The 25,009-nt window shown below is 66.0% G+C and carries 21 protein-coding genes, 1 tRNA gene and 2 pseudogenes; 16 read left to right on the top strand and 8 right to left on the bottom strand.

What is annotated here, in order from left to right; translation table 11 throughout:
• Positions 1 to 51 precede the first annotated feature (51 nt).
• The gene (locus tag IEW15_RS07755) at positions 52 to 1,365 is read left to right on the top strand and encodes an ATP-binding protein (RefSeq protein ID WP_188576490.1); all 1,314 of its coding nucleotides are present in this window, start codon (positions 52 to 54) and stop codon (positions 1,363 to 1,365) included.
• A gap of 84 nt (positions 1,366 to 1,449) precedes the next feature.
• Positions 1,450 to 2,274, top strand: a complete 825-nt coding sequence (locus tag IEW15_RS07750; protein ID WP_188576488.1) for a MipA/OmpV family protein — start codon at positions 1,450 to 1,452, stop codon at positions 2,272 to 2,274.
• 17 nt (positions 2,275 to 2,291) lie between these two features.
• Here IEW15_RS07750 and IEW15_RS07745 read toward each other — a convergent pair whose 3' ends face one another.
• Positions 2,292 to 3,134 (bottom strand): alpha/beta hydrolase family protein, encoded by an 843-nt coding sequence (locus IEW15_RS07745; protein WP_229707917.1) that lies wholly within the window; start codon positions 3,132 to 3,134, stop codon positions 2,292 to 2,294.
• Positions 3,135 to 3,359: 225 nt separating this feature from the next.
• Between IEW15_RS07745 and IEW15_RS07740 the strand changes: the two genes are divergently transcribed.
• The 9 genes from IEW15_RS07740 (at position 3,360) to lepA (ending at position 14,812) form a co-directional block, all read left to right on the top strand.
• Positions 3,360 to 4,610: a glycosyltransferase family 4 protein gene (locus tag IEW15_RS07740; protein ID WP_188576486.1), complete on the top strand. Its 1,251-nt coding sequence runs from the start codon at positions 3,360 to 3,362 to the stop codon at positions 4,608 to 4,610.
• On the top strand, positions 4,607 to 5,605 hold the full coding sequence (locus IEW15_RS07735) for a glycosyltransferase family 9 protein (RefSeq protein WP_229707916.1): 999 nt from the start codon (positions 4,607 to 4,609) through the stop codon (positions 5,603 to 5,605). The genes IEW15_RS07740 and IEW15_RS07735 overlap by 4 nt, the downstream gene beginning before the upstream one ends.
• A gap of 269 nt (positions 5,606 to 5,874) precedes the next feature.
• The gene (infC, locus tag IEW15_RS07730; protein ID WP_188576484.1) at positions 5,875 to 6,453 is read left to right on the top strand and encodes a translation initiation factor IF-3; all 579 of its coding nucleotides are present in this window, start codon (positions 5,875 to 5,877) and stop codon (positions 6,451 to 6,453) included.
• Between the two features lie 328 nt (positions 6,454 to 6,781).
• Entirely contained in the window at positions 6,782 to 6,979 is a 198-nt protein-coding gene (gene rpmI / locus IEW15_RS07725) for a 50S ribosomal protein L35 (protein WP_188576482.1), read from the top strand.
• 105 nt (positions 6,980 to 7,084) lie between these two features.
• The gene (gene rplT, locus IEW15_RS07720; RefSeq protein ID WP_188576479.1) at positions 7,085 to 7,453 is read left to right on the top strand and encodes a 50S ribosomal protein L20; all 369 of its coding nucleotides are present in this window, start codon (positions 7,085 to 7,087) and stop codon (positions 7,451 to 7,453) included.
• 260 nt (positions 7,454 to 7,713) lie between these two features.
• Positions 7,714 to 8,793: a phenylalanine--tRNA ligase subunit alpha gene (pheS, locus tag IEW15_RS07715; protein WP_188576477.1), complete on the top strand. Its 1,080-nt coding sequence runs from the start codon at positions 7,714 to 7,716 to the stop codon at positions 8,791 to 8,793.
• A 19-nt stretch (positions 8,794 to 8,812) separates the two neighbouring features.
• Complete coding sequence (pheT, locus tag IEW15_RS07710) at positions 8,813 to 11,218, top strand: phenylalanine--tRNA ligase subunit beta (protein WP_188576475.1); 2,406 nt, start codon at positions 8,813 to 8,815, stop codon at positions 11,216 to 11,218.
• A gap of 260 nt (positions 11,219 to 11,478) precedes the next feature.
• Positions 11,479 to 12,918, top strand: a complete 1,440-nt coding sequence (locus IEW15_RS07705; RefSeq protein WP_188576473.1) for an adenylate/guanylate cyclase domain-containing protein — start codon at positions 11,479 to 11,481, stop codon at positions 12,916 to 12,918.
• Between the two features lie 94 nt (positions 12,919 to 13,012).
• Positions 13,013 to 14,812, top strand: coding sequence for a translation elongation factor 4 (gene lepA, locus IEW15_RS07700; protein WP_188576470.1), 1,800 nt, complete (start codon positions 13,013 to 13,015; stop codon positions 14,810 to 14,812).
• A 30-nt stretch (positions 14,813 to 14,842) separates the two neighbouring features.
• Here the strand turns inward: lepA and IEW15_RS07695 are convergent, their stop codons facing one another.
• Positions 14,843 to 15,166 (bottom strand): hypothetical protein, encoded by a 324-nt coding sequence (locus IEW15_RS07695; RefSeq protein ID WP_188576468.1) that lies wholly within the window; start codon positions 15,164 to 15,166, stop codon positions 14,843 to 14,845.
• A gap of 260 nt (positions 15,167 to 15,426) precedes the next feature.
• Here IEW15_RS07695 and IEW15_RS07690 point away from each other — a divergent pair.
• Positions 15,427 to 15,516, top strand: a tRNA-Ser gene (locus IEW15_RS07690).
• On the opposite strand, the pseudogene IEW15_RS26580 reads toward IEW15_RS07690, so the two are convergent.
• The 6 genes and pseudogenes from IEW15_RS26580 to mobQ form a co-directional block, all read right to left on the bottom strand.
• Positions 15,487 to 17,106 (bottom strand): annotated as a pseudogene (locus tag IEW15_RS26580) (recombinase family protein); the annotation flags it as partial. The gene IEW15_RS07690 and the pseudogene IEW15_RS26580 overlap by 30 nt on opposite strands.
• A gap of 61 nt (positions 17,107 to 17,167) precedes the next feature.
• A complete protein-coding gene (locus IEW15_RS07680; protein WP_038313315.1) occupies positions 17,168 to 17,476 on the bottom strand; it encodes a HigA family addiction module antitoxin in 309 nt (102 codons plus the stop codon).
• 14 nt (positions 17,477 to 17,490) lie between these two features.
• Complete coding sequence (locus IEW15_RS07675; protein WP_188576466.1) at positions 17,491 to 17,787, bottom strand: type II toxin-antitoxin system RelE/ParE family toxin; 297 nt, start codon at positions 17,785 to 17,787, stop codon at positions 17,491 to 17,493.
• Positions 17,788 to 17,847: 60 nt separating this feature from the next.
• Positions 17,848 to 18,093: a hypothetical protein gene (locus IEW15_RS07670; protein ID WP_188576641.1), complete on the bottom strand. Its 246-nt coding sequence runs from the start codon at positions 18,091 to 18,093 to the stop codon at positions 17,848 to 17,850.
• On the bottom strand, positions 18,083 to 18,301 hold the full coding sequence (locus tag IEW15_RS07665) for a helix-turn-helix transcriptional regulator (RefSeq protein ID WP_188576464.1): 219 nt from the start codon (positions 18,299 to 18,301) through the stop codon (positions 18,083 to 18,085). The genes IEW15_RS07670 and IEW15_RS07665 overlap by 11 nt, the downstream gene beginning before the upstream one ends.
• Before the next feature lie 129 nt (positions 18,302 to 18,430).
• A pseudogene (gene mobQ, locus IEW15_RS07660) lies at positions 18,431 to 21,255 on the bottom strand (MobQ family relaxase).
• A 181-nt stretch (positions 21,256 to 21,436) separates the two neighbouring features.
• Between mobQ and IEW15_RS07655 the strand changes: the two are divergent.
• The 4 genes from IEW15_RS07655 to IEW15_RS07640 all read left to right on the top strand — a co-directional run bounded on the left by IEW15_RS07655 (position 21,437) and on the right by IEW15_RS07640 (position 24,906).
• Complete coding sequence (locus IEW15_RS07655; RefSeq protein ID WP_188576624.1) at positions 21,437 to 21,763, top strand: conjugal transfer protein TraD; 327 nt, start codon at positions 21,437 to 21,439, stop codon at positions 21,761 to 21,763.
• Position 21,764: 1 nt separating this feature from the next.
• A complete protein-coding gene (locus IEW15_RS07650; protein WP_188576462.1) occupies positions 21,765 to 22,031 on the top strand; it encodes a conjugal transfer protein TraD in 267 nt (88 codons plus the stop codon).
• Between the two features lie 223 nt (positions 22,032 to 22,254).
• On the top strand, positions 22,255 to 23,916 hold the full coding sequence (fes, locus tag IEW15_RS07645; RefSeq protein ID WP_188576460.1) for an enterochelin esterase: 1,662 nt from the start codon (positions 22,255 to 22,257) through the stop codon (positions 23,914 to 23,916).
• 102 nt (positions 23,917 to 24,018) lie between these two features.
• Complete coding sequence (locus IEW15_RS07640; protein ID WP_188576458.1) at positions 24,019 to 24,906, top strand: NAD-dependent epimerase/dehydratase family protein; 888 nt, start codon at positions 24,019 to 24,021, stop codon at positions 24,904 to 24,906.
• The last annotated feature ends 103 nt before the right edge of the window (positions 24,907 to 25,009 follow it).

Raw genomic sequence — 25,009 nt, 5'->3', positions numbered from 1 at the left:
CTGGCCCGCCCTCTGGCCCGCCCTCTGGCCCGATATCTGGTGCCGCGCGGCATGACCACGCAGATCACCGCGATCGTGACACTGGCGGTGATGCTGGGGGCCGTGCTGACGGTGATCGCCATCACGTTGTTGTCGGATAGCGGCCAGAAATCGAGTCCGTCAGTGATCGCCGCGCGGGCTGCGATGATCGTTCAACTGGTCGATGCCTCGGCGCATCACGGGGACGTGGTCAGGATTGTCGAGACAGCCCGTGCTCAGGGCATCGACGTGGCATTGGTCGACGGGCCGCCGCCTGCGAGGCGCGCCGACGGCGATGACGCACCGCTGCGCTCCGTGAGCTTCCGGCTGGAGGCTGGCTGGGGGGTGGATGTGGCGATGTGGGAGCGGTCGTGGGATCAGGATATCGAGACCGTGGTGGTGCCGGTGGCGCGCGATGCGCATCTGGTGTTTCGGATGCCGCTGCAAATGGGGGTGTGGCGCGGGATCGTCAGGATCGGTGGCGGCACCCTGGTCATCGTGACGCTGTTCGTGGTTTTGCTGTCGGTCTATGCCCGCCGCTGGATCGCGAGACCTCTGGATGCGCTGGCCGATGCGGCGGTGTCGTTCGGGCAGTCGCCATCGGATGACCGCCTGCTGAGCCGGCCGGCCCCGCGCGAGATCGTGAGGGTCGCGGCGGCGCTCGACGGGATGCGCACGCGCATCCGGAACCTGATCGATGATCGCACCCGCATGCTGGTGGCGATCAGCCACGACCTGCGGACACCGTTGACCCGGCTGGGCCTGCGGGCCGAGCGGATCGCCGATCCGGCGATCCGCTCGGCTATGCAGACCGATCTGGACCAGATCGGCCGGATGTTGAACGAGACCCTGGATTATCTGCGGGATGATGCCCGGACCGGCCAGATGATCCGCTGCGACCTGCCGAGCCTGATCACGACCACCTGTTCGGGCTTCGCCGATGTCGGCCATGGCGTGCGCTATGACGGGCCGGCCCGCCTGACCTGGACCTGCCGCCCCGGCGCCGTCGCCCGCGCGATCGGCAATCTGGTCGAGAACGGCGTGAAACACGGTGGCAAGACCGTGGTGGTCGGCCTGCACAGCGTGGATGGCGGGATCGAGATCGTGGTCGCCGATGACGGGCCGGGCATTCCGGCGGATCTGCGCGAGCGGGTGTTCGAGCCATTCTTCAAGGGCAACAGTGCCCGGGGCGGTGCCGGCCAGGCCGGCTTCGGCCTGGGCTTGTCGATCGCCCGCGATGCGGCGAGGCTGCATGGCGGCGACATCGCCCTGAACGACCGGCCGGAAGGCGGGCTGGTGGCGAGGCTGTTTCTGCCGGCCGCAGCGCAACATCTCTTAACATCATAGCAAGGTGCGAATGACCTTGATTCGGTCGTATTCTGAAGATCCTTCCTGCAGGACATGGAGCTTCAGATGAACGAGACCCTGCCCATGGTTGTGACAACCATCACGCGCCGCGGTTCCGGGCAGAATTATTTACGCGGTGCTGTGGTTCCAGCCCTGCTGGTGATGGCGGTGCCGATGTGCGCCGCCGGAGCGGAGCCTGAGCGGCGCGGCAATTGGAGTGTCACTCTTGGCGCCGGTGCGCTGCTGACGCCCGAATATGAGGGCAGCGATGAGATGACGGTGGAGCCGATCCCTTTCGTCTCGGTGGAGTGGAAGGACCGGGTGTTCTTCGACGTCCGGCGCGGGCTCGGCGTCAACGTCGTCCGCACCGACCGGTTCACCATGGGGCTGTCGCTGGGCTATCGTCCGGGCCGGGACGAGGATGACAACGACCGGCTGCGCGGGCTGGGCGACATCGACGATGCCGCCCAGGGCCATCTTTTCGCGAGCTATGAACTGGGGCGGTACCGTGGCCTGGGCACGGTCAGCCTTGGCGCCGAACTGGAGCAGGATTTCGGTGGCGGCGACGGCATGACCATCAGCCCCGGCATCGCGTTCGAGCATCAGCTCTCGAACAGCGTGAGCCTGTCGACGGAGCTGTCGGCGACCTGGGCCGGTGACGACGAGATGTCGACCTATTTCGGCATCTCGCCCGAACAGGCCGCCCGGTCCGGTCTGCAGGCCTATGAGGCCGAATCCGGCTTCAAGCGCGCCGACCTCGATCTGGCGCTGACCTGGCAGATCTCGGACCGCTGGTTCACCCGAACCCATGCCGGGGTAGGATATCTGATGGGCGATGCCGCCGACAGCCCGATCACCGTGGAAAAGGTGCAGCCGCAAGTCGGCTTCTTCGTCGGCTATCGGTTCTGACGTCCCGGCGGCATCGCTCAGTCGGCCTCCACCACCAGGCGGGCGACCTCGTCGATGGTGCGGGTCAGCATGGCGATGTCACCGGGTTCCGACAGGCGGTGATCGCCGCCCTTGACCAGCTCGACCCGGACATCGCGCGCGGTCAGCGCCTGGGCCGTATCCAGCGACAGCCGCCAGGGCACGTCCGGGTCGTCGAGGCCGTGAAGCAGGCGCACCGGGCCGTCGAAGCGGATCGGGTCATCGAGCAGCAGGTTGTCGCGGCCGTTCTCGATCAGCCGCCGGGTGATGACGGTCGGCTCGGGATCATAGGCCGACGGGATCTCGATCCGGCCATCTCGGAGCAGGGCCGCCTGCTGGTCGGCGGTCATGTCGGGCCACATAAGGCGCTGGGTGAAATCGGGGGCGGCGGCGATGCCGATCAGCGCCTTGACCCGATCGGGCCGGGCCAGCGCCACGCGCAGCATGATCCAGCCGCCCATGCTGGAGCCCACCAGCACCAGCGGCCCGTCGGTCAGCCGGTCGATCATCACCAGCGCGTCATCGACCCAGCGGCTGATGCAGCCATCCTCGAAAGCGCCGTCCGACGCGCCGTGGCCGGAATAGTCGAAGCGCAGATAGGGCCGGCCGGTGCGGGCGCAGAAGGTGTCGAGCGCCATGGCCTTGGTACCGGTCATGTCCGAGCGGAAGCCGCCCAGGAAGACGATGCCGGGGCCGGGCGCCCACATCTTGGGCAGATGGCGGTGATAGGCCAGGGCGACGCCGTCGCCGCGATCGATGCGGCCGTCGTCCTGGCCGGCGGGATGAGGCGCGGCGCCGGCCGGTGTGGCGGGCCAGGTGGCGGGGGGCAGTCTGTCGGGCACGCTATCCTCCGTGACGGTGTTGGCGGCGTGACGGGTGGGCGGCGGATGAGCGCAGGTGCCGCGCATGTGATGCGATGTCATGCCATGCTTCTGCCGGCCGGCCGCCTCGTGTAGTCTGTGAGCGCGGTGGGCGATGACGGCCACCGGCCAGCCCATGGAGACTGTGATCCGGTGCAATCGGACGATCCTAGCAGCAAGAGCGCCCCAATCCCAAACGACCGTCCGATGACGGTGCCCGATCCTGCGGTAACGCCAGCCATTGCCGGCATCCCCGGCGGGGGGCGATTGCCACGGACCGTGCTGCAGGTTCTGCCGGCACTGGGGCCGGGGGGCGTGGAACGGGGGACGGTCGATATCGCGGCCGGGCTGGTGGCGTCGGGCTGGCGGGCGATCGTGGCCTCGGAGGGCGGGCCGCTTGTGGCGGAACTCGAACGGCTGGGCGGCCGGCATGTCACCCTGCCGCTGGCGTCGAAGCGTCCCTGGACGATCCGCGCCAATGCCGCCCGGCTGGCGGCGCTGGCGGCGGCGGAAGGGGTGGACATCATCCATGCCCGGTCACGCGCGCCGGCCTGGAGCGCCGAGATGGCGGCGGCGCGGATGGGCGCCGCCTTCGTCACGACCTTTCACGGCACCTATGGCCATGGCAGCTGGCTGAAGCGCCGCTATAACGCGGTGATGACCCGTGGCCGGCCGCTGATCGCGATTTCAGGCTTCATCGCCGATCATCTGCGCCAGGTTTATGACGTCGACCCGGCGGTGATCCGCACCGTTCCGCGCGGTGTGGACATCGCCCGCTTTCATCCGGCGTCGGTGCCGGCCGACCGGATCATCGCGCTCGCCCGCCGCTGGCGGTTGGACGAGACCCGCGCCCTGGTGCTGATGCCCGGCCGGCTGAGCCGCTGGAAGGGGCATATGGTGATGCTGGACGCGCTGGCGGCGCTGGGCCGGCGCGACATTCAATGCGTGATGGTGGGAGCGGCCCCAGGCACCGAAAGCTATCGTGCCGAGATCGAGCAGGCGATCCGCGCCCGCGGGCTTCAGGATGTGGTGGGCATCGCCGAGGCTGAACGCGACATGCCGGCGGCCTATATGCTGGCCGATGTGGTGGTGTCGCCGGCCACCGAGCCGGAAGCGTTCGGCCGCATTCCGGTGGAGGCCCAGGCGATGGGCCGCTGGATCATCGCCACCGATCATGGCGGTGCGCGTGAAACCGTTGATGCGCGCAATGTCGGTGGCGCGCTGGTGCCGCCGGGCGATGCCGGTGCGCTGGCCCAGGCACTGGCGGCGGCGCTGGACATGCCCGGCGAGGTGCGCGCGCGCGCCGCGCGTGCCATGATCGCCCATGTCGACCGCCACTTCACCCTGGCGCGGATGCAGGCGGCAACACGGGCCGTGTATGACGAGGCGCTGCTGACACGTGCCGCCGTACCACGGATCGCCGGCGTAGCACGGATCGAAGAGGCGGCCGGACGATGACCATGACCAGCGGGCCTGAAACGCCGGTGGCCCAGCCGGTGCTGCCGGCGCTGCCCGGCATCGACCCGGCGGCGCGGGTGCTGGTGATCAAGCATTCGGCCTTTGGCGACGTGATCCTGGCGCTGGGGCCGATGAAGGCCATCCGGCTGGCGCATCCGCTGGGCCGCGTCACCCTGCTGACGACGAAACCCTATGCCGGGCTGCTGGAGGCGAGCGGCCTGTTCGACGAGATCTGGATCGACGACCGGCCGCGCCTGTTTCAACTGGGCGCGATCGGGCGCTTGCGCCGGCGCCTGAACGATGCCGGCTTCGACCGCGTCTATGACCTTCAGACCAGCGATCGCAGCAGCCGCTATTACCGGCTGTTCCGCAAGCCACAGCCCGACTGGTCGGGCATCGCCCCGGGCTGTTCCCACCCCCATGCCAACCCCGGCCGCGACCACATGCACACGGTGGAGCGGCAGGCGGAACAACTGGCCATGGCCGGCATTCCACGGGTGCCGGCGCCGGACCTGTCGTTCCTGCGGGCCGATCTGACGTCGTTCGACCTGCCGATGCGCTTCGCGCTGCTGGTGCCGGGCGGTGCCGCCCACCGCCCCGGCAAGCGCTGGCCGCCACAGCAATACGCCGAAACCGCGCGCCTGCTTGCAGATCAGGGGATCGTCCCCATCTTGTTAGGCACGCGGGCGGAAGCCGACGCGATCAGGGCCGTGACCGCGGCCGAGCCCCGGGCCATGTCGTTTGAAGGCCGGACCAGCTTCGCCGAAATCGCGGCACTTGCGCGGCGGGCGGCGGTGGCCGTGGGCAACGACACCGGCCCGATGCACCTGATCGCGGCGGTCGGCTGCCCGTCGCTCAGCCTGTTCTCGGCGGAAAGCGACCCGGTCCTCACCCGGCCACGGGGGCCGCGGGCATCGTGGCTGCGGGCCGATCGGCTTGCCGATCTGCCGGTCAGCGACGTCTCGAAGGCGATCCGCCGCCTGCTTGACCTGTGATGGTCGGAAGTCGTCCGCGAAGAAAGACTTGCGCGACATCCGACCGTGACTATCCTTCTGTCATATCGGCGACGCGCCGGTGCGCGTCGACCCCGCACCAGACCCCGTGACCTGCCTCCCCCCGGCAGTCCGTTTTCCGTTATCCGCATCGGTGGCCCGCCACCTGCTGGTGACGCATCGGATGAAGGGGGGGAGCGACGGCTCACCCGGGTCACGCGGGATACATCCGGTCGGCAATCGAAAGGGGACTGACCATCGCTAGAAGACCAATGCCGGTGGCGCCGAACGCGAATCGCGACGCCCATCGCATCAATGAAGCCATCCGCGTGCCGCAAGTGCGTCTGGTCGACGCCGACGGCACCATGATCGGAATCGTCACCCGTGACGAGGCCCTGACCCGAGCTGCTGACTCAGGTCTGGATCTTGTCGAGGTTGCGGCGACGGCCGAGCCTCCGGTGTGCAAACTTCTCGACTACGGCAAGTTCAAGTACGAGTCGCAGAAGAAGGCACAGGAAGCCCGGAAGAAGCACAAGACGATCGAGATCAAGGAACTCAAGTTCCGGCCGAACATCGACGACAATGACTACAACGTCAAGATGAAGCATGCCGTGAAGTTCCTGACCGAGGGCGACAAGGTGAAAATCACCATGCGCTTCCGTGGTCGTGAGGTGACTCACCAGGATCTTGGCATGCGGGTTCTGATGCGGGTGTCGGGTGATCTTGTCGAATTGGGCAAGATCGAACAGCGCCCGACCCTGGAAGGTCGTCAGATGACCATGGTGCTCGCACCGCTCGTCCAGCCGGGCGAGAAGGCCGAAACTGCGGAGAAGACCGCGGAGAAGGCATGAACTGACCGATTTTCCGGAGACATCCGGCTTGCGCCGGCATCGGGACCATGATGGCCCCGGTGCCGGCCCGCGCGTGTTTTTGCGACCCATGCCCGGAAGATTGGCATGCGGCCGCCGTGGCGCTTGCCAAGTGCCGGCCACGTCGCTATAAAGCCGGCTTCGATCACGCGGCCGGACCGGTCTCTGTACCGGTTCGACGTGTCGTGGTGGCCGTGGCTTCTGGCATGCCCGTCCGCCACCCCTGCTCCGCCTTGCCGCCGGCCGGTCCTTCGTTCCTTGAGGGATCCGGGCGCGATCGGCATCGCGACCTGACCCCACGGAGAGCAAAATGCCAAAGATGAAGACCAAGAGCGGCGCCAAGAAGCGGTTCCGCCTGACGGCGTCCGGCAAGGTCCGTCACTCCAGCGCCTTCCATCGTCACTGCATGTCGTCGAAGACGCAGAAGCAGAAGCGCAACAGCCGCAAGACCCAGATCCTGACGGCGGCCGATGCGCGGATTGTGAAGCAGTTCCTGCCCTATGCCTGAGTATTCGGGCGCCTGATCATTCGGGCAGCAGCGAATTCCGACGAGAGCAGCCGGTCCCGCAGTGATGCGGCCGGCCCCCATGATTTCCATCGGGAGTAATTGACGATGGCCCGTGTAAAGCGCGGCGTGACGTCTCATGCACGCCACAAGAAGGTTCTGAAGCTTGCCGAGGGCGCCCGCGGCCGCTCGTCCAAGACGATCCGCGCCGCGAAGCAGCGCGTCGACAAGAACCTGCAATACGCCTATCGCGACCGCCGCGTCCGCAAGCGCCAGTTCCGCGCGCTGTGGATTCAGCGGATCAACGCAGGCGCCCGCGAACTGGGTGTGACCTACAGCCAGTTCATCGCCGGCCTGAAGGCCGCCGAGATCGAGATGGACCGCAAGGTGCTGTCGGATCTGGCGGTCAATGAGCCTGCGGCGTTTAAGAGCCTTGTCGAGCAGGCGCAGAGCGCTCTCGCCAAGGCCGCTGCCTGAGACCAGAACCCCGCCCGGCGCCATTGTCCGGGCGCGGGTGACCGGTTCCAGGTCATCACGCAGCCGATCGAAGCGAGGGGGCCCGCGTCTGCGGGGCCCCTCGTTTTGCGTTCAGCCCCAGGCGTGAACGGCGTGAACCGGCGCCTGTGTCATTGAACCGCAACCGGTCATCGCGCATGCTGCCGCCGGCCGGAGGCAAACATGCCCGCGACCCATCCGCCGCCCCCCTGGCCCAGAGACCCACGACTTCCGAGGCATCCATGACCGATATCGACCGCCTGAAGGACGAGATCGGCGCGCGCATCGCCGCTGCCGCCGATCTTGACGCGCTGGAAGAGGTGCGCGTCCAGGCTTTCGGCCGCAAGGGCCGCATCACCGAGATGCTGAAGGGCCTGGGTGCCCTGGAGCCCGAGGCGCGCAAGGCGGCGGGGCAGGCATTGAACCAGTTGCGCGACGCCCTGCAGGGCGAGCTGGATGCACGCCGCGACGGGCTGAAGGCGGCGGCACTGGATGCGCGCCTGGCCGCCGAGCGGATCGATGTGACCCTGCCCGCGCGCCCCGAGCCGCGGGGCCGCATCCATCCGATCTCGCAGGTGATCGACGAGCTGACCGCGATTTTTGCCGATATGGGCTTCCAGGTCGCCGAAGGTCCGCAGATCGAGACCGATTATTACAACTTCACCGCGCTGAATATTCCGCCGGAGCATCCCGCGCGGCAGATGCACGATACCTTCTATGTGCGCGGCACGGCCGATGACGGTGCCAATCTGGTGCTGCGCACCCATACCTCGCCGGTACAGATCCGGACCATGGAGGGCGGGCGCCCGCCTTATCGGATCATCGCCCCGGGGCGGACCTATCGCAGCGACAGCGACATGACCCATACCCCGATGTTCCATCAGGTCGAAGGGCTGGTGATCGATCGCGGCATCACCATGGCGCATCTGAAGGGCTGCCTGATCGAGTTCGCCAAGGCGTTCTTCGAGGTCGACGATCTGCCGGTGCGCTTCCGCCCCAGCTATTTCCCGTTCACGGAACCCTCGGCCGAGATGGATATCGGCTGCGGGCGCGGCGGCGGCGAGCTGAAGATCGGCAATTTCGGCGACTGGCTGGAAATCCTGGGCTGCGGCATGGTGCATCCCAAGGTGCTGACCATGGCCGGCATCGACCCGGCCGAATATCAGGGCTTCGCCTTCGGCATGGGGATCGAGCGCATCGCGATGCTGAAATACGGGGTGCCGGATCTGCGCACCTTCTTCGACAGCGATCCGCGCTGGCTGAAGCATTACGGCTTCGCCGCCGCCGATCTGCCGACGCTTGCCGGCGGGCTGACGCGCTAATTCAGAGGGGCACCCCGCGATGAAATTCACCCTGTCCTGGTTGAAGGACCATCTCGACACCGATGCCGATCTGGACCGGATCGCGCTGGCGCTGACCGCGGTCGGCCTGGAGGTGGAAGAGATCACCGATCGTGGCGCGGCGCTGGCGCCGTTCACGGTCGCCCATGTGATATCGGCCGAACCCCACCCCGATGCCGACAAGCTGCGCGTCTGCCGGGTTGACACGGGCGACGGTGAGCCGCAGCAGGTTGTCTGCGGCGCGCCCAACGCCCGCACCGGCATGAAGGCGGTGTTCGCGCGCTCGGGCCTGACGGTGCCTGGCACCGGTCTGGTGCTGAAGCCGTCGAAGATCCGCGGCGTCGAGAGCAACGGCATGCTGGTGTCGATGCGCGAGATGGGCCTGTCGGACGAGCATGACGGCATCATCGAGATGCCGGCCGACGCACCGGTGGGCGTGCCCTTCGCATCGCTGATGGGCCTGGACGATCCGGTCATCGAGATCGCGATCACGCCAAATCGTGGCGACTGCCTGGGTGTGCGTGGTGTTGCCCGCGACCTCGCCGCCGCCGGCCTTGGCACCCTGAAGCCGCTGACGGTCGATCCGGTGCCCGGCGCCTTCCCCTGTCCGGTCGATATCCGGATCGAGGATGGCGATGGCTGCCCGGTCTTCGCCGGCCGGCTGATCCGCGGCGTCACCAATGGCGCGTCGCCCGACTGGATGGTGCGCCGGCTGATGGCGGTGGGTCTGCGGCCGATTTCGGTGCTGGTGGATATCACCAATTACGTGTCGCAGGATCTGGGCCGGCCGCTGCATGTCTTCGATGCGAACAAGCTGGCCGGCAATCTGGTGATCCGCGCCGCCGCGGAAGGCGAGACCCTGGCGGCGCTGGACGAGCGCAGCTATACGCTCGCCGCCGGCCGCGACGTGGTGATCGCCGATGACGCCGGCGTGCAGAGCCTGGGCGGCATCATGGGCGGCGCGCTGTCGGGCGTGGACGAGACCACGACCGACGTGCTGCTGGAATGCGCCTGGTTCGACCCGAAGCGGGTGGCGGAAACCGGCCGCGCGCTGAGCATCCTGAGCGACGCCCGTTATCGGTTCGAGCGCTGGGTCGACCCGGCATCGGTGCTGCCCGGCACCGAGATCGCGACCGCGATGATCCTGACCCTGGCCGGCGGCACGGCAAGCGAGATCCGGCTGGCCGGCACCGTGCCGGCCTTTGATCGGGTGATCGGCTATCGCCCGGCGCGGGTGAGCTCGCTTGGCGGCCTCAACGTGGCCGCGGACCAGCAGGCGGCGATTCTGGACAAGCTGGGCTTCGCCGTCGACCGCAGCGCTGGTGATGTCTGGCAGGTGACCGTGCCGGGCTGGCGCCAGGATGTGGAAGGCGAGGCCGATCTGGTCGAGGAGGTGCTGCGCATCACCGGCTATGACAGCGTGCCGGCGCTGCCGCTGCCGCGCACCGATGTCGTGACCCGCACCGCCGCATCAGGCCGGCGCCTGCGCGCCGGCTGGGTGCGGCGCGATCTGGCGGCGCGCGGCCTGACCGAGACCGTGAACTATTCCTTCCTGACCGAAGCCGATGCCCGCCGTTTCGGTGGCGGCGACGACGCCCTGTTCCTGTTGAACCCGATTTCGGCCGATCTGGCGGTGATGCGGCCGACGCCGCTGGCCTCGCTGGTGATGGCGGCGGGGCGTGCGGCGGCACGCGGCGAGACCGACAGCCGCTGGTTCGAAGTGGGGCCGGGCTGGCGCGGTGTCGCACCCGACGACCAGCGGACCATGGCCTGTGGTCTGCGCACCGGCCGCACCGGCCCGCGCAACTGGGCCGAGCGGCCGCGGGCCGTGGACGTGTTCGACGCCAAGGCCGATATCCTGGCGGCGCTGGCCGCCGCCGGGCTGGATGCCGACAAGGTGCAGGTGGTGCAGGGGCAGACGCCGGCTCATTACCATCCGGGCCGGTCTGCCGTGATCCGGCTGGGGCCCAAGCTGACGCTGGGCGCCTTTGGCGAGTTGCATCCGCTGATCCTGGACGCTCATGACATCAAGGGCGCGGCGGTCGGGTTCGAGCTGGACCTGGACGCGCTGCCCGAGCCGAAGCGCAAGCCCGGCCGGGCGCGGCCGGCGCTGGTGTTGCACGACTTCCAGGCTGTCGAGCGCGACTTCGCCTTCGTGGTTGACGAGGGGGTTGCCGCCGACCAGCTGGTCAAGGCGGTGCGGGGCGCCGACCGCAAGCTGATCAGCGATGTTGCGGTGTTCGACCGCTTCGCGGGCGAACGGCTTGGCGCCGGCAAGGTGTCGCTGGCGGTCTCGGTCACGCTCCAGCCGGCTGACCGCACGCTGACCGATGCCGAGATCCAGGCGGTGTCGGACCGGATCGTGGCGGCGGTGACCAAGGCGACCGGGGCGGCGCTGCGCAGCTAAGCATCGGCAATGGCCATCAATGGCCGGACGGACGCCAAGGGTGAGGCTCTGTGGATCAGGGCCTCACCCTTGCGTTTTTCACGCATCGGAAACCGGCGGCGGTCTCGTATAACGTCATGAACCCGTCATGCATCGGCCATGTGCGGCGCGATGGCGGGATTGATGCCTGCCGTGCCGGCCCCCATATGCCAGTCACCTCCGCCAGTTGGTTCAAGCCGCTGTTTTCCGTTCTGCACCGCCCGGCAAAGGCGTTCCGGCGCATGTCCGAAGTCGATCAACTGCTTCTCGCGCGCGAGAAGCGCGGCGTGCGCTTTGCGCTGGTCGCGCGGCTGGGTATGCTTGCAATCGTGTTCGCGCTACATGTGCTGCTGTATCACTCGGTGCGTGAGCTGGTGATGGTGGCGGCGCTGTGCGGCGGTGCCGCGCTCGGCACGCTGCTGCTGCTGATCCGCCTGGATCGCCACGGTTGTCCGCAGATGACCGGCTATCTGGCGGCGGTGCTGGATGTGCTGGTGCTGAGCGGTCTGCCGGTGATCTGGTATATCGGCACCGGCGCCGATCAGGTGGTGGGGCCGCAATTCTTTCTGCAGACCCGGATGACGGTCGGCGTGCTGATGGTGATGGTGGTCAACGCCCTGGCGTTCCGGCCGGCATATCCGCTGGTGATCGCCGGCGCCTTCACCATCATCTATGGGGTGCTCGCCGGCGCGATTCTCAACGATCCGCGCACGGCCATCACCACCGATCCGCTGGCGGCGATGACCGGTCTGGGCGTGGCCCCACGGCTGGTGACGGCCGATATCGTGATCGTGTTGACCGTGGCGCTGCTGCTGGCGGTGATGACCCGGGTCGCGCGCGGCATGGCGGTGCAGGCCGTGCGCCTGCAACATGCCTCGGATCAGTTGCGGCGCTATTTCTCGCCGGCGGTGGCCGCCCGGATCGCCGAGGGCGGCGATGATTTCTTCCGGCCCGGCGGCGTGGTCCGCGAGGTCGCGATCCTGTTCGCCGACATCCGCGGCTTCACCCGGTTGTCGGCCCAGATGCCACCCGCCGACGTTCTGGACCTGTTGCGCAGCTATCATGCGGAAATGGTGGCGGTGGTCTTCGCCCATGGCGGCACGCTGGATAAATTCATCGGCGACGCGATCATGGTGACCTTCGGTTCGGCCGAGCCGGATGTGAACCCGGCCCGCCGGGCGCTGGAAACCGCCCTTGCCATGCGTGAGGCGCTGGACCGGCTGAATGCCCGCCGCGCGGCCGCGGGCGAAGTGCCGCTGGCCCAGGATATCGGCGTGCATGTCGGCCCCGCGCTGGTCGGCAATATCGGCACCCCTGAGCGGCTTGAACACACCGTGATCGGCGATACCGTCAACACCGCCAGCCGGATCGAGGCCGCCTGCAAGCAGCATGGCCGCGATCTGGTGGTGTCGGACGAAGTGGTGATGCGGGCAGGCGACGGGTTCCTGCTGGAACGGCTGGCGCCGACCTGGCTGGCCGGCAAGTCGGATCCCATGCAGCTCTATGCGGTCACCGGCCATGCGGCCCGGGGTGATGTGACCACCACCACCAGGCCCCTGCGGCCCGCCGCCGACATCGTGACCTTGCCGGAACCGGCTGCGGCTGTCGCCCCGGCTTCCGTTCCGGTTCCTGGGCCGGTTCCTGGGCCGGTGCCGGCACCGGCGGCGGCCACCGCCGCCTGATCGCGGTTGCCAGCACCGTGCGGGCGCCTTATGTTCCGGGCAGCCTCAAACACCTGTGCCGCCCGGCTTTTCGGGCCAGCTCTTCGGGATGTCCATGACCGATCTCGCGAACATCCGCAACTTCTCGATCATCGCCCATATCGACCACGGCAAGTCGACGCTCGCCGACCGCCTGATCGAACGGCTGGGTGGTCTTCAGGACCGCGAGATGAAGCAACAGATCCTCGACTCGATGGATATCGAGCGCGAGCGCGGCATCACGATCAAGGCTCAGACCGTGCGCCTGACCTATAATGCCAAGAACGGCAAGACCTATGAGCTGAACCTGATCGACACCCCCGGTCATGTCGATTTCTCATATGAGGTCAGCCGCTCGCTGTCGGCCTGTGAAGGCTCGCTGCTGCTGGTCGACGCCAGCCAGGGTGTCGAGGCGCAGACGCTCGCCAACGCCTATCTGGCGATCGATAACGACCACGAGATCGTGCCGGTGCTGAACAAGGTCGACCTGCCGGCGGCCGAGCCTGAGCGGATCAAGCAGCAGATCGAGGATGTGATCGGCCTGGATGCCAGCCAGGCGATCCCGATTTCGGCCAAGACCGGCATGGGCATCGAGGACGTGCTGGAAGCGCTGATCCACCGCCTGCCGGCGCCCGCCGGCGACCCTGCGGCGCCGTTGAAGGCGCTGGTGATCGATAGCTGGTATGACCCCTATCTGGGCGTGGTCATTCTGGTGCGGGTGAAGGACGGCACGCTGCGCCGGGGCGTGAAGGTCCGCTTCATGGCCAGCAAGCGCACCCATCCGGTCGACCGGGTGGGCGTGTTCACACCCAAGCCGCTGATGGTCGACGAGCTGGGCTGCGGCTCGATCGGCTTCATCACCGCCGGCATCAAGGACATTGCCGACGCGCAGGTCGGCGACACCATCACCGAGGAAGACCGTCTGGCGGCGGCGGCGCTGCCCGGCTTCAAGCCGACCGTGCCGGTGGTGTTCTGCTCGCTGTTCCCGGTGGATGCGAGCGATTACGAGCATCTGCGCGACAGCCTGGGCAAGCTGCGCCTGAACGATGCCGCCCTGCATTTCGAGCCCGAGACCTCGACCGCGCTGGGGCTGGGCTTCCGCTGCGGTTTCCTGGGCCTGCTGCATCTTGAGATCATCCAGGAGCGTCTGGAACGCGAATTCAACCTGGACCTGATCACCACGGCGCCGAGCGTGGTCTATAAGATCTACAAGACCGACGGCTCGATCATGGAGATGCACAACCCGGCCGACATGCCCGACCCGGTGCAGATCGACCATATCGAAGAGCCGATGATCAACGCCACCATCATGGTGCCCGACGACCATCTGGGTGCGGTGCTGAAGCTGTGCGAGGAAAAGCGCGGCCGTCAGAAGGAGCTGACCTATGTCGGCGGCCGGGCGATGGTGGTTTATGAACTGCCGCTGGCCGAGGTGGTGTTCGATTTCTATGACCGGCTGAAATCGGTCAGCCGCGGCTATGCCAGCTTCGACTATCAGCTTCAGGGCTATGAGGAGAGCGACCTCGTGAAGCTCTCGATCCTGGTCAACAAGGAGCCGGTGGATGCGCTGGCGATCATCGTTCACCGCGCGATGTCGGAAACCCGCGGCCGGGTGATCTGCGAACGGCTGAAGGATCTGATCCCCCGCCAGATGTTCCAGATCGCGGTACAGGCGGCGATCGGCGGCCGGGTGGTGGCGCGCGAGACGGTGAAGGCACTGCGCAAGGACGTGCTGGCCAAGTGCTATGGCGGCGACGTCAGCCGCAAGCGCAAGCTGCTCGACAAGCAGAAGGAAGGCAAGAAGCGGATGCGGACCTATGGCAATGTCGAGATTCCGCAATCGGCCTTCATCGCGGCGCTGAAGATCGACGGCTGACGCGCATCATCGTGGTGTGTGGGCTTCAGGCTATCGCCGCCGGCTGAACCGCCGGCGGCGCTCGGTATCGCCGCGCCCGCCACTCCCTGCCAGCAACACCAGCCCCAGCGCCCCCGCCCAGCCCCACAGCGGCAGGTTCAGCGCCCAGCGCACCGGCGGCCACAGCCCCGGCCACAGTGTGCTCTCGATGGCGGCCTGAAGGCCGATCAGGCTGCCGCGATCGATCGCGGCCCAGAGCGCCGAGAGCGGGATCATCTCCCATGTGCCCTGATACCACCAACCGATGGCTTCAAGGCCGATCAGGACAAGGGCTGCAAGGATCAACAGGCTGGCGAACAGGCGGCGGACCGGCATGCGGACGGATCTCTCCGATTGACGGGTGCGGCGGATAGCTTAGACCATCACCCGCGCCATGCAACATGCAGCCTGTCTGCATCTTCCCGCATGCGACCACGCTCTCACCATCCCGCCGCCGGCCTGCCGCAAATCCGTGTCGTTACCACAGATGGACGGTTGCGCTTGGCCCCAGCCCAGCTATAATGCGCGCCGCCGGTCGACCGGGAAATGCGCCCACCGCACGCATCCCGCCGCATCAATCGACCGCGCACCGAGCCGGAGGGATGGCCGAGCGGTCGAAGGCGCACGCCTGGAAAGTGTGTATACGGTAAAACGTATCGTGGGTTCGAATCCCACTCCCTCCGCCACTTCAGTCCCTGAGTGGGCACTGAGTTTACGCCGTTTTTCGCGGTGAGCGCCTGAAGCAGCCGGGTCTTCGATCCCATGATTCGAACCTCGCCGTCCGCGACCTCGACACGCTGGGCGAGTGCGCGCAGGTGGTCGCGGCGATAGCCGCCGCCTTCAAGGCGGATGCGCTGGCGGGCGGTCCTGGCGAAGGTGCGGACCATCTGCGGGGTGATCGCCTTGGAGCCGGAGTTGTCGAGCATGGCTTGGGCGCGCTCGGCATCGGCTTTTGCCTGATCGCGGATGGCCTTCAGACCGTCGATGCGGTCTTTCAGAGCCGGGTCGTCGATGTCCGCGACACCCGCCTCGATGGCGTCGTAGAGGCGTTTCAGGCGTAGTTCCGATTCGGATGCACGCTTGTTCAGTTCGGCGATGTGGTCCCGGCGACGCTCGGATTGCTCCTGCCGCCGGTCGAGAACGCTGGCGAGGATGGTTTCGAGCCGCTCGGGCTGGAGAAGCTGATCTTCCAGATGGCTGGCGACAAGATCGTCCAGCTTTTCCATCGGCACGGCCATGCCCTCGCAGGCGGTCGGTCCCTGCCGGGCTTTCATGGAGCAAGCATAGTAGCGATAGCGCCCGCCCTTGCCGGTGCGGATAGTCATGGCCCCACCACACTTGGCGCAATGGATCAGGCCCGTCAGCACGGTCGGGCCGCTGATGACGGCGGAAGGGATGACCTTGGGGTTGCGAGCCTTCAAGAGCGCCTGCACCGTGTCGAACGTCTCCCGGTCGATGATCGGCGGCACCGGAACCGTGACGATCTCGCTGACGGGTTTCAGTTCCTTGGTCTTGCTGCGCTTGTTGAACTCGTGCTCGCCCATATAGGTGCGGCGGGTCAGGATGCGGTGAACCTGGCCGATGCCCCAGCGCCCGCCGTCGCGGGTGAAGATGCGGCGGCTGTTGAGGTAGGAGACGATGTTCTTGACGCCCATCTGGCCGGTCGTGCCATCGCCTTCCAGCGCCAGCCGGTAGATCAGCCGCACGGTGTCGGCGTGGAGCGGGTCGATCTCCAGCTTCTTCTTGGTCTTGGCCCCGCGCTGCTCGGCCGCGACGACGCGGTAGCCGATAGGGGGAAGCGAGCCGTTCCAGAAGCCTTGCCGGGCATTCTCCTTCAAGGCCCGCATGACGTGCTTGGCGTTTTCCTTCGACTGGTATTCGTCGAACAGCGCCATGATCTGCCGCATCATGACGTGCATGGGGTCGTCGCCCATCTCCTGCGTGATCGAGACCAGCTTGACGCCGTTCTTCGCCAGCTTCCTGACATAGAACTCAAGCTCGAAATGGTCGCGGAAGAAGCGGCTGAACGAGTGAACCACCACCACGTCGAACGGCGCTGGTTTGCTGGTCCCGGCCTCGATCATGCGTTGGAACTCCGGGCGGCGGTCATTGGTGGCCGACGCGCCCGGCTCCACATAGGTTTCGACGAGATGGTAGCCGCGAGAGGCGCAATAGGCTTCGCCCTGCCGCTTCTGGTCGGGGATGGAAACATCATGTTCGGCCTGCCGCGCCGTCGAAACGCGCAGGTAGAGGGCGGCGCGTAGCGGCACGGTCATGGGCGATGTCTCCTTCTCGAATAATGGTCCCGGCCCGAATCATCGGGCCGCATGGTCCCGCTCAGGCAGCCTTCTTCACGGGACGCGCGCGCTCGACCCGTTCGCGCTCCTTGGGTGTATTCATCACCTCCCAAAGATCGTTACGCCGCTGGACGTTGAGCCAGAAGTCGGGGCTGTTGCCGAATACACGGGCCAGGATCAGCGCCGTCGCGGCCGTCACGTTTCTGCGGTTGCCGCACAGTTCGTTGACGTGTTTGCGCTGGACGCCCATCGCCTCGGCGAGCGCCCCTTGCGTCAGCCCCATCGGCTCCATGAACTCTTCGGTCAGTATCTCGCCGACGCTCGCCGGCTTGCGCTTGGTGGTCAGCATGGTTTGCCTCGCTCTCATCGGTAGCTGTGATCGTCCAGATAGATTCCGTCGGCCTCGCCGCGTTCAGCATCCCAGCGAAAGACCAGCCGGTATTGCTTGTTGACGCGGATCGAGTGGAGACCCGCCAGACTGCCTTTCAGCTTCTCGAAATGGTTGCTGGGTGGCACACGTAAGTCCTGATCGGTCGTGGCGTCGTCAATCATCTGGAGCTTGCGGAACAACCTGGCTTCCAGGTCGGCTGGGATGTTGCGGGAGTGGGCGTCATCCACGAAGAAAGCCCGCAACCATTCATCCCGAAAGCCAACGATCATCCCGCCTCTCCAACTATGAGTATATGTACCGCACTATAACTCATATTGCAATGGGGGAGGTCAGCCCTCGGGGCCGAACAGTTCATCGAACAGGTCGCCGAACCATTGCTCGAACACCTCGATCTCGGCCTCTGTGACCGGAACGGGATGGGGCCAGTCGTCGGTGACGGTCCAGGTGGACAGGTCGTGCTTGGGCGGCCTGCCGGGGAACGGCCACGGATAGCCCAACAGGGCCTCAAGCTGCTCCGACGCCGTGGGCGGCCTGACGCGCCGGGAGCGGGAACGCGCGCCGCGATCAGACGCCATCGAGGCCGCGCCCGCTTCCCGGCCGCCACGCCACGGGATCGGCGACCCAACGGTCGATGTCGGATTCCCGCCAGCCCGCGCCGTTGACGCTGATCCTGATCTGGGGCGGGAACGTGCCCTCGGCGATCTTGCGGTAGATGGTGGACCTTGAGAGACCGGTCCGGTCGCGGACGGTGTCCAGGCGGATGATACGGTCTGGTTGGCGCATGGCCGCGATGCCTCCTGCTGGCTGTTTGTGGGACTGCCAGGACAGGCAAAGGCAAGGATTTGTTGTTGTGCAATAGATAGTTAGTCGTCGTAGGGCTGTGGCGAACAGGCGGCGGTAAATAGGATGGTTCTACAGCCCGAGACCCCGGCCCCGGCCAAGCCCGAACGTGAGGGTGAGGTCTCGACCGACGCCCATTCCTGAATCGAATGAGATGCCGAGTTCCCGCTTGCGGCCCGCCAGAAGGGACTCCATCTGCGGGTCGCGTTCCAGGCTGTGTGCCATGTTCCCCATCTCCGCCCGCGCGGCCCTGTGACCGGCATAGTCGCCCGCCGCATAGCGTTGGTCGCTGGCCCTATGGAGATTTTGCCAGCGCTCCACGAAACGGTCGGCACGCAGGCCGGGATCGGTGCGCAGCTCGGTTTCCAGTTGCAAGGCGCGGATTGCGCGCCGGGCGTCGCCGGACGCCGCCTCCGCCGCAAGCGCCGGGTTCTTCCTGTAGGCGGCTTCGGCGTCGTGCGAGCCGAGGGGGCGCACCCCCTCGAACTGCTGGCGCGCCTCCTGCAATTCCCTGACCTGATCGGGGCTGGCCCTGCCGCCCTGGTCCTGCGCCGCGAAGATCGCATCGACGGCGCGGGCATGGCGGACGAGCGCCCGGCCACGGGCGCGGCGCAACGCCGCTTCCGGGTCTTCCTCCACCTTCCTTTCCGGCCACTGTCCGCCCTCGGCGGGCAGGCGCAGCCCGTCGAACATGCCGCGCACCTTTTCGGGAACTTGGCGCACGATCTCGACAACCCGCTCCACCCGCTCGCGGAAGGTGATGCCGCGCCGTTCGGCATAGTCGCGGGCGGGTTCGTAGTCGCTCGCCATGTCCTTCGCGCGGTCGCGCGACAGGACGCCGACAAGCCGGTCCTGACTGGCGAAGTCGTCGCGGCCATAGTGCAAGTTCATGCCGTCGCGGTGGCGCGAGAGGGCGACATAGCTGCCGTGGGAGTCCATGCCCGGTGTCCCTAGCACATGGGTTCGGTCCACCGTCATGCCCTGCGCCTTGTGGACGGTCGCGGCATAGCCGTGGTCGATCTTGTTATAGTCCTTCAGGTCGAACGCGACATCGCGGCCATCATCGGTGCGCACGGTCATGGATTGCGCGCTGACCTGCTCGATGGTCCCGAGCGTGCCGTTCTTCACGCCAAGCCCGCGTTCGTTTTGCAGGAACATCACGCGGTCGCCGGGGGCGAAGTTCCGCGCGCCACGATCGGCAGCGACATGCACGTCCGCGCCAAGTTCGCCCGCGGCGCGCATCTTCTGGCGGGCCGCCTCGTTCAATTCCCGCACCTCGGCATTGGTGTGGGTGAGGATGATGCGGGTTGCGTCCGGGTTCGCCTGCCGCTCATGGTCCCAACGGTCGATCAACTCGCCACGCGCCTGTTCTCGCGTCGGGGCGGCATGGATCATATCATGCGTGTCATAGGCATGGATCGCATCGCCGGTTCGGCCGGTCGCCAGGTCGCGGGTGGCGGCGCGCTGCCAATCCTCCCGCTGGCGGCGCACCTCGCCGATCTCCGCGCCGCCGTGGCGCTCAAANCGGCATGGGACAGCACGCGCTCCAACTGCCGCGTGCCGACCATGCCCGCCTCGTCGATCACCAGTACGTCGCGGGACGTGAGCATGTCGCGGCCCTGCGCCCAACCATGCTCCATGCTGGCGATGGTGCGGGACACGATGCCCGATCCGACTTCCAGGTTCTCGGCCGCGATGCCGGAGAGCGCCACGCCCCGGACCTCGTAGCCCGCCGCTTCCCAGGCTTCGCGCGCCACACCCAGCATCGCGCTTTTCCCCGTTCCGGCATAGCCGACGACAACACCCAGACCGCGCCGGTCCGTGACATGCGCCAGCGCATCGGCCTGCTCGCCGGACAGGACAAGGCCGCGCTGTTCGGCGCGGGCCAATGCGGCTTCGTGGTCCCTGTCGTTCACCTCATGGCGTTCGCGCTCGGCCAACATCGCGGCGGCGCGGTGCAGGCGCTGTTCGGTCTCGATCATGTCGCGGGTGGTGAAGCGGTCCTGCCCGGCATCGTCCTTGCCGAGTTCGACAAGATCGGGCGCACTGCGCATCGCGCCCATCACCTGGTTGAACTGGTCGATCCCGTCGCTGTGCCGGTGCGCGAACATCGCCATGTCGCGGCTCGTAAACGTCGATTGCTGGTGCGTGATCGCGTCCAGCGCCAGGTTAGGATCGGTGATGATGTGGTCGCCGTTCTCACGGGCGATGCGCCGGTGATCCTCGGCCCGGTCGGCTTCAAGTCCGGCGGCCTCGATGCGCTGCGCGGGTGCGCCGATCTTGGTTTGCGGCTCAAGGTCGATGCCCTGCGCCTCAAGGCTGCGGTGGTCGATCCGCGCGTCGATGTCGAGTTCGGCCAACCTCTCGTTGACGTGATCGGCCCAGCGTTCGCGCCAACGCTCCATCAACTCCGTGCGGTTCCAGTCCCGCACCTTCGGGCCAAAACCGTTTTCGTCCACCGACCGCATCGTCAGCATGACATGGGCATGGGGCTTGGGCTGGCCGTCCGCGCCCATATCCCAATGCACATTGATGTCGGCGATCATGCCCTGATCGACAAACTCCCGCGCCACGAAGTCACGGGCCAGTTCGATGCCCTGCGCCTGCGTCATCTCGCGTGGAAGGGCGAACTCCACCTCTCGGGAGAGTTGGGCGTCCTTCCTCTTCTCGAACGCCTCGACATCATTCCATAGCCGCTCGCGATCGGACCATGTCTTCGGCGCGTGCTCCGGCAACATGACTTCGGAATGGACGACGCCCGGCTTGTTGGAGAAATCGTGGTCGCGGTCCAGCCGGCCATCGCGCAGCCGCGAGGCCGAACGATAGGCGGCGGCAGCGACAGCGCTGCGGCCCGCCGCGCGTCCGATGACCTGAACGGAGAAATGGTAGATCGCCATGGCGACCGACCAGATACTGCCCTCAAGCGCACGTCGGAACGACGTATAAGCGCGCCCTCAAAATGAATTTCTCGGGAACCGTCACCACGTGTCAGGCAATCGCACTGACATTACAGCATTCCGCGACACGCTCAACTATCATGGCTGCATCGGTCACTTACGACTGGAAAGGGAAATGACGATGCGCAGGCCACGCGACTTCGATGCGGAACTGAAAGCGCTGGATGAGAAGGCCAAGGAACTGAAGAGCCGCAAGGTGCAACAACTCGGCGAACTGGTCATCACCACCGGGGCCGACGCACTCACACCCGACGAACTGGCCGGCGCACTGGTCATGCTGGCGGAAGCCACCGATGTCGCGAAACGGGAGGTATGGGCCAAGCGCGGGGCCGCCTTCTTTCGCAGCAAATCACGCCGATCTGCACCAGCAAATGACGGCGACGCAAACAGCGCTCCGTCGCATCAAGGCGGCGCGTCATCGCCATCAGGCGGCACGGGCGCGGACTGACATGCGAACTTGGCAAGTTCAGCGCCGCGCGCGAACGAAACACCTGATCGAACTCGGCGGTCTCGTCGTCAAGGCCGGGGTCGTGGACCTGACCGGCGGTGATCGCGCCACCATCCTCGGCGCGCTGCTCTGGATGGCCGATAAGCTTCGAAGCGATCAGAGTGGACAGGCCCGCACGCTCTGGTCCGAAAAAGGGAAAGAGGCGTTCGCAACGGAATGGAAAGAAGAGACGCCCACCGTCGGGCAAACACACCGAGACCGGGCATGACCGATGGCGGGCGGCGCGGAGGCCCCAAATATCGCAGCGCTGCCCGCCATCGCGCGGCTTGCCGCAAAAATGCTTGCCACTTCATAAATTCTTGATCGCAAACTTTATCGCGGGATTCGGGAGTTTCGTGGCGAGCTTATTTCGGCTCATGACACATAATGGTCGAAGACGTAGACAACAAAGTATCGCCTCGCGCGAACCACAATATCGGAGATCGTCTTCCATGCTGCGCATGTTGGGAGCCGTTGTCACGTCGATGCCGCTCGCGTTCGGCTGTCTGGCGGCGACACCGACACAGAACGTCCTCAAGGCCGGCGAGCCGGTCGAAGCAAACCTGAATGCCGGAAGCACCCTCGCCTATGTGCTGCCGTTGCACGCTGGCGACTATGTGAAGGCGACGATCGAGCAACGGGGCGCCTCGGGTGAAATCTGGATTCTTGCCCCGGACGGCTCGCGGCTGCGCAAGTTCACTGCCGACAGCTGCAAAAAGCAATTTTCCTTCATTGCGGACGTGGCGGGCGATCACACTCTTCGCGTGAAGGCCGGCGAGCAATCCGACGACTTTCGTTTGCGGATCGACCAGATCGAGCCGCTTTCTGAGCGCTTGGCACTCGGGACCAGTCGGCCTCAATATTCCGTTCCGGCAATCGAAGCATTGCAGAAGGAACTCTCGCCGCAGGCGGTCGAACGGTTCTGGCAGCACGTCGCGGAAAGCGGCACGCCACTGGTGACGCCGGTTGCCGGCGACAACCGTCATCAATTGGTGACGTTCCTGTGGCGGGGAAACGCGGACACGAAAAATGTGGTCGTGCTCGGATCGTTTCATACGCGGCCATTGATCGATTATCTGATGGACCAGATCCCCAATACGGACGTGTGGCACCTTACGGTCAAGCTTCCCGCCGGCGCGCGCTTTGTCTACACCCTGTCCGCCAACGATCCTCTCGTGGAAGAGGGGCCGGGACCGCGCGCCGCCGAGCGCATGGCGACGCAGCAGGCCGACCCGCTCAATCCCAAGAAAAGTTGGAATTATACGCGGGGCGCGGGCGTTCACGAATATTCGAGCATGGTCGAACTGCCAGGCGCGCCGCCGCAGCCCTGGATTGTAAAAAAACCGGGCGTTTCAGAAGGAAAGCTTGAGTCCACGACGTTCAAAAGCGATCTGCTCGGCAACGAGCGCAAGATCACGATCTACACACCCCCCGGCTATCGGAAAGATGGAAGCCCCGCCGATCTTGTCGTGCTTTTCGACGAAAACGCCTATATCGATCGCGTTCCGACACCGACCATTCTGGATAACCTCATCGCTGCCGGGAAAATCCGACCGGCCGTCGCCGTCCTGATCGCCAATCCGAGTCAGGACACGCGGATAAAGGAACTGCCCCCCAACGAGAAATTCGCCGATTTCCTCGCCAATGAGCTGTTTCCTTGGGTCCGCTCTCGTTACAACGTCACCGACGATCCGGGCAGGACAGTCGTCGCCGGGTCGAGTTTCGGCGGCATCGCCGCAACGTATGCCGCACTCCGCCACTCCGAAATATTCGGCAATGTGCTCTGCCAATCGGGCTCATTCTGGTGGGCGCCCGATCACAGATATGGGGACGAACCTGTCACCGAGACCGGTTGGCTGGCGAAGGAATTCATCAAAAACCCGAAGTTTCCTATTCGGTTCTACATGGATGCAGGCCTTTTCGAGGTAGATTATCTCGGCAGTGGCGGCGCAATTCTTGAACCGTCCCGCAACATGCGCGATGTTCTTTTGGCCAAGGGCTACGATGTTCACTACAGGGAATTTGCCAGCGGACATGACTACCTGAACTGGCGCGGAACGCTTGCCGATGGGTTGATCACATTGGTCGGCCCGTCACAAAGCGCAAAACGCTGAAGTGCTTGGAAGCCGGGGCCACCGCGTCTTTTGCCCTCGGACCTCTCCTTTCCTCGTCCGCCCTATCGTGTCATAGTTCGGGCGTTTTGCGGACGAATAGCGATGAAGGCTTTGGTGGTCGGCGGCACCCGATTCATCGGCGCGCATGTCGTGCGACGTCTGTATGATGCTGGCGTGCAGGTTACGGCCTTTCATCGGGGCACAAGCTCTAATCCGATCTTGCCGGAGATCGAACACGTTCTGGCCCCCGGAGCGGAATATCCGGTAACGGCCTTTCCGGCCGAATTGCTGCGCGATTGGGATATCGTCATCCACATGGTCGCGATGGGCGAGGCCGATGCGGAGGCCGCCGCCCGCTCATTCGCAGGGCGAACGCGCCGCCTTGTGCTCGTTTCGAGCTGCGATGTCTACCGAGCCTATGGACGCTTGATGAAAACAGAGCCAGGACCGCCAGAGGAGGTGCCCCTGTGCGAGGATGCGCCGCTTCGCTCGGTTCTTTACCCGTATCGCGGCATGGAGGCGCAACTCGGCGCTTACGCCCGCGACTACGACAAGATTCTGGCCGAGCGGATCGTGCAAGGCACGCCTGACTTCGACTGGACCATCCTGCGCCTGCCCAAGGTCTACGGAGCGGAAGACAATGGCGATCTTTCGACCGTGTACCGCTTCGCGGCCGTGCCCGAGTGGCGTTGGACCCATGGCCATGTCGAGAATGTCGCCGCCGCGATCGTGACGGCCGCATCCCGTCCGGAAGCGCGCAACGCGGTTTTCAATGCCGGAGAAGAGGTCACGCCGACCGTGGGCGAGCGGCTGGCGTCATTGCCAGCGCGAGATAATGGGACGCCTGTTCCGCCGCCGTTTGATTATAGGCAGCACGTTGTCCTCGACACGGGGAAAATCCGTGCGGAGCTTCGTTACACCGATGTTGTTGACGAAAGAACAGCCATGGCCAAGCTTGCCGTTGCTTCTGCATCGACGCACAAATCCTGACATTCGACGCAAAGCCCGGTACAGAGGCTGTTGCCGAATGCCCGCTACCCATGGTTTGACGCCGTCTGCTGACGGCTTGGGAGCTTGGCGGGGGTCTCGCGCG

This window comes from Tistrella bauzanensis (genome assembly GCF_014636235.1).
In the GTDB taxonomy this organism is placed as follows: Bacteria; Pseudomonadota; Alphaproteobacteria; order Tistrellales; family Tistrellaceae; genus Tistrella; species Tistrella bauzanensis.
This window is presented reverse-complemented; position numbering and strand designations above follow the sequence as displayed.

What these genes read in the sequence shown, in the direction of transcription:
- IEW15_RS07755 (WP_188576490.1), top strand. Translation starts at nt 52, where the DNA reads ATGACCACGCAGATCACCGCGATCGTGACACTGGCGGTGATGCTGGGG.
- IEW15_RS07750 (WP_188576488.1), top strand. Translation starts at nt 1,450, where the DNA reads ATGGTTGTGACAACCATCACGCGCCGCGGTTCCGGGCAGAATTATTTA.
- IEW15_RS07740 (WP_188576486.1), top strand. Translation starts at nt 3,360, where the DNA reads ATGACGGTGCCCGATCCTGCGGTAACGCCAGCCATTGCCGGCATCCCC.
- IEW15_RS07735 (WP_229707916.1), top strand. Translation starts at nt 4,607, where the DNA reads ATGACCATGACCAGCGGGCCTGAAACGCCGGTGGCCCAGCCGGTGCTG.
- infC (WP_188576484.1), top strand. Translation starts at nt 5,875, where the DNA reads ATGCCGGTGGCGCCGAACGCGAATCGCGACGCCCATCGCATCAATGAA.
- rpmI (WP_188576482.1), top strand. Translation starts at nt 6,782, where the DNA reads ATGCCAAAGATGAAGACCAAGAGCGGCGCCAAGAAGCGGTTCCGCCTG.
- rplT (WP_188576479.1), top strand. Translation starts at nt 7,085, where the DNA reads ATGGCCCGTGTAAAGCGCGGCGTGACGTCTCATGCACGCCACAAGAAG.
- pheS (WP_188576477.1), top strand. Translation starts at nt 7,714, where the DNA reads ATGACCGATATCGACCGCCTGAAGGACGAGATCGGCGCGCGCATCGCC.
- pheT (WP_188576475.1), top strand. Translation starts at nt 8,813, where the DNA reads ATGAAATTCACCCTGTCCTGGTTGAAGGACCATCTCGACACCGATGCC.
- IEW15_RS07705 (WP_188576473.1), top strand. Translation starts at nt 11,479, where the DNA reads ATGTCCGAAGTCGATCAACTGCTTCTCGCGCGCGAGAAGCGCGGCGTG.
- lepA (WP_188576470.1), top strand. Translation starts at nt 13,013, where the DNA reads ATGACCGATCTCGCGAACATCCGCAACTTCTCGATCATCGCCCATATC.
- IEW15_RS07695 (WP_188576468.1), bottom strand. Translation starts at nt 15,166, where the DNA reads ATGCCGGTCCGCCGCCTGTTCGCCAGCCTGTTGATCCTTGCAGCCCTT.
- IEW15_RS07680 (WP_038313315.1), bottom strand. Translation starts at nt 17,476, where the DNA reads ATGCTGACCACCAAGCGCAAGCCGGCGAGCGTCGGCGAGATACTGACC.
- IEW15_RS07675 (WP_188576466.1), bottom strand. Translation starts at nt 17,787, where the DNA reads ATGATCGTTGGCTTTCGGGATGAATGGTTGCGGGCTTTCTTCGTGGAT.
- IEW15_RS07670 (WP_188576641.1), bottom strand. Translation starts at nt 18,093, where the DNA reads ATGGCGTCTGATCGCGGCGCGCGTTCCCGCTCCCGGCGCGTCAGGCCG.
- IEW15_RS07665 (WP_188576464.1), bottom strand. Translation starts at nt 18,301, where the DNA reads ATGCGCCAACCAGACCGTATCATCCGCCTGGACACCGTCCGCGACCGG.
- IEW15_RS07655 (WP_188576624.1), top strand. Translation starts at nt 21,437, where the DNA reads ATGCGCAGGCCACGCGACTTCGATGCGGAACTGAAAGCGCTGGATGAG.
- IEW15_RS07650 (WP_188576462.1), top strand. Translation starts at nt 21,765, where the DNA reads ATGCGAACTTGGCAAGTTCAGCGCCGCGCGCGAACGAAACACCTGATC.
- fes (WP_188576460.1), top strand. Translation starts at nt 22,255, where the DNA reads ATGCTGCGCATGTTGGGAGCCGTTGTCACGTCGATGCCGCTCGCGTTC.
- IEW15_RS07640 (WP_188576458.1), top strand. Translation starts at nt 24,019, where the DNA reads ATGAAGGCTTTGGTGGTCGGCGGCACCCGATTCATCGGCGCGCATGTC.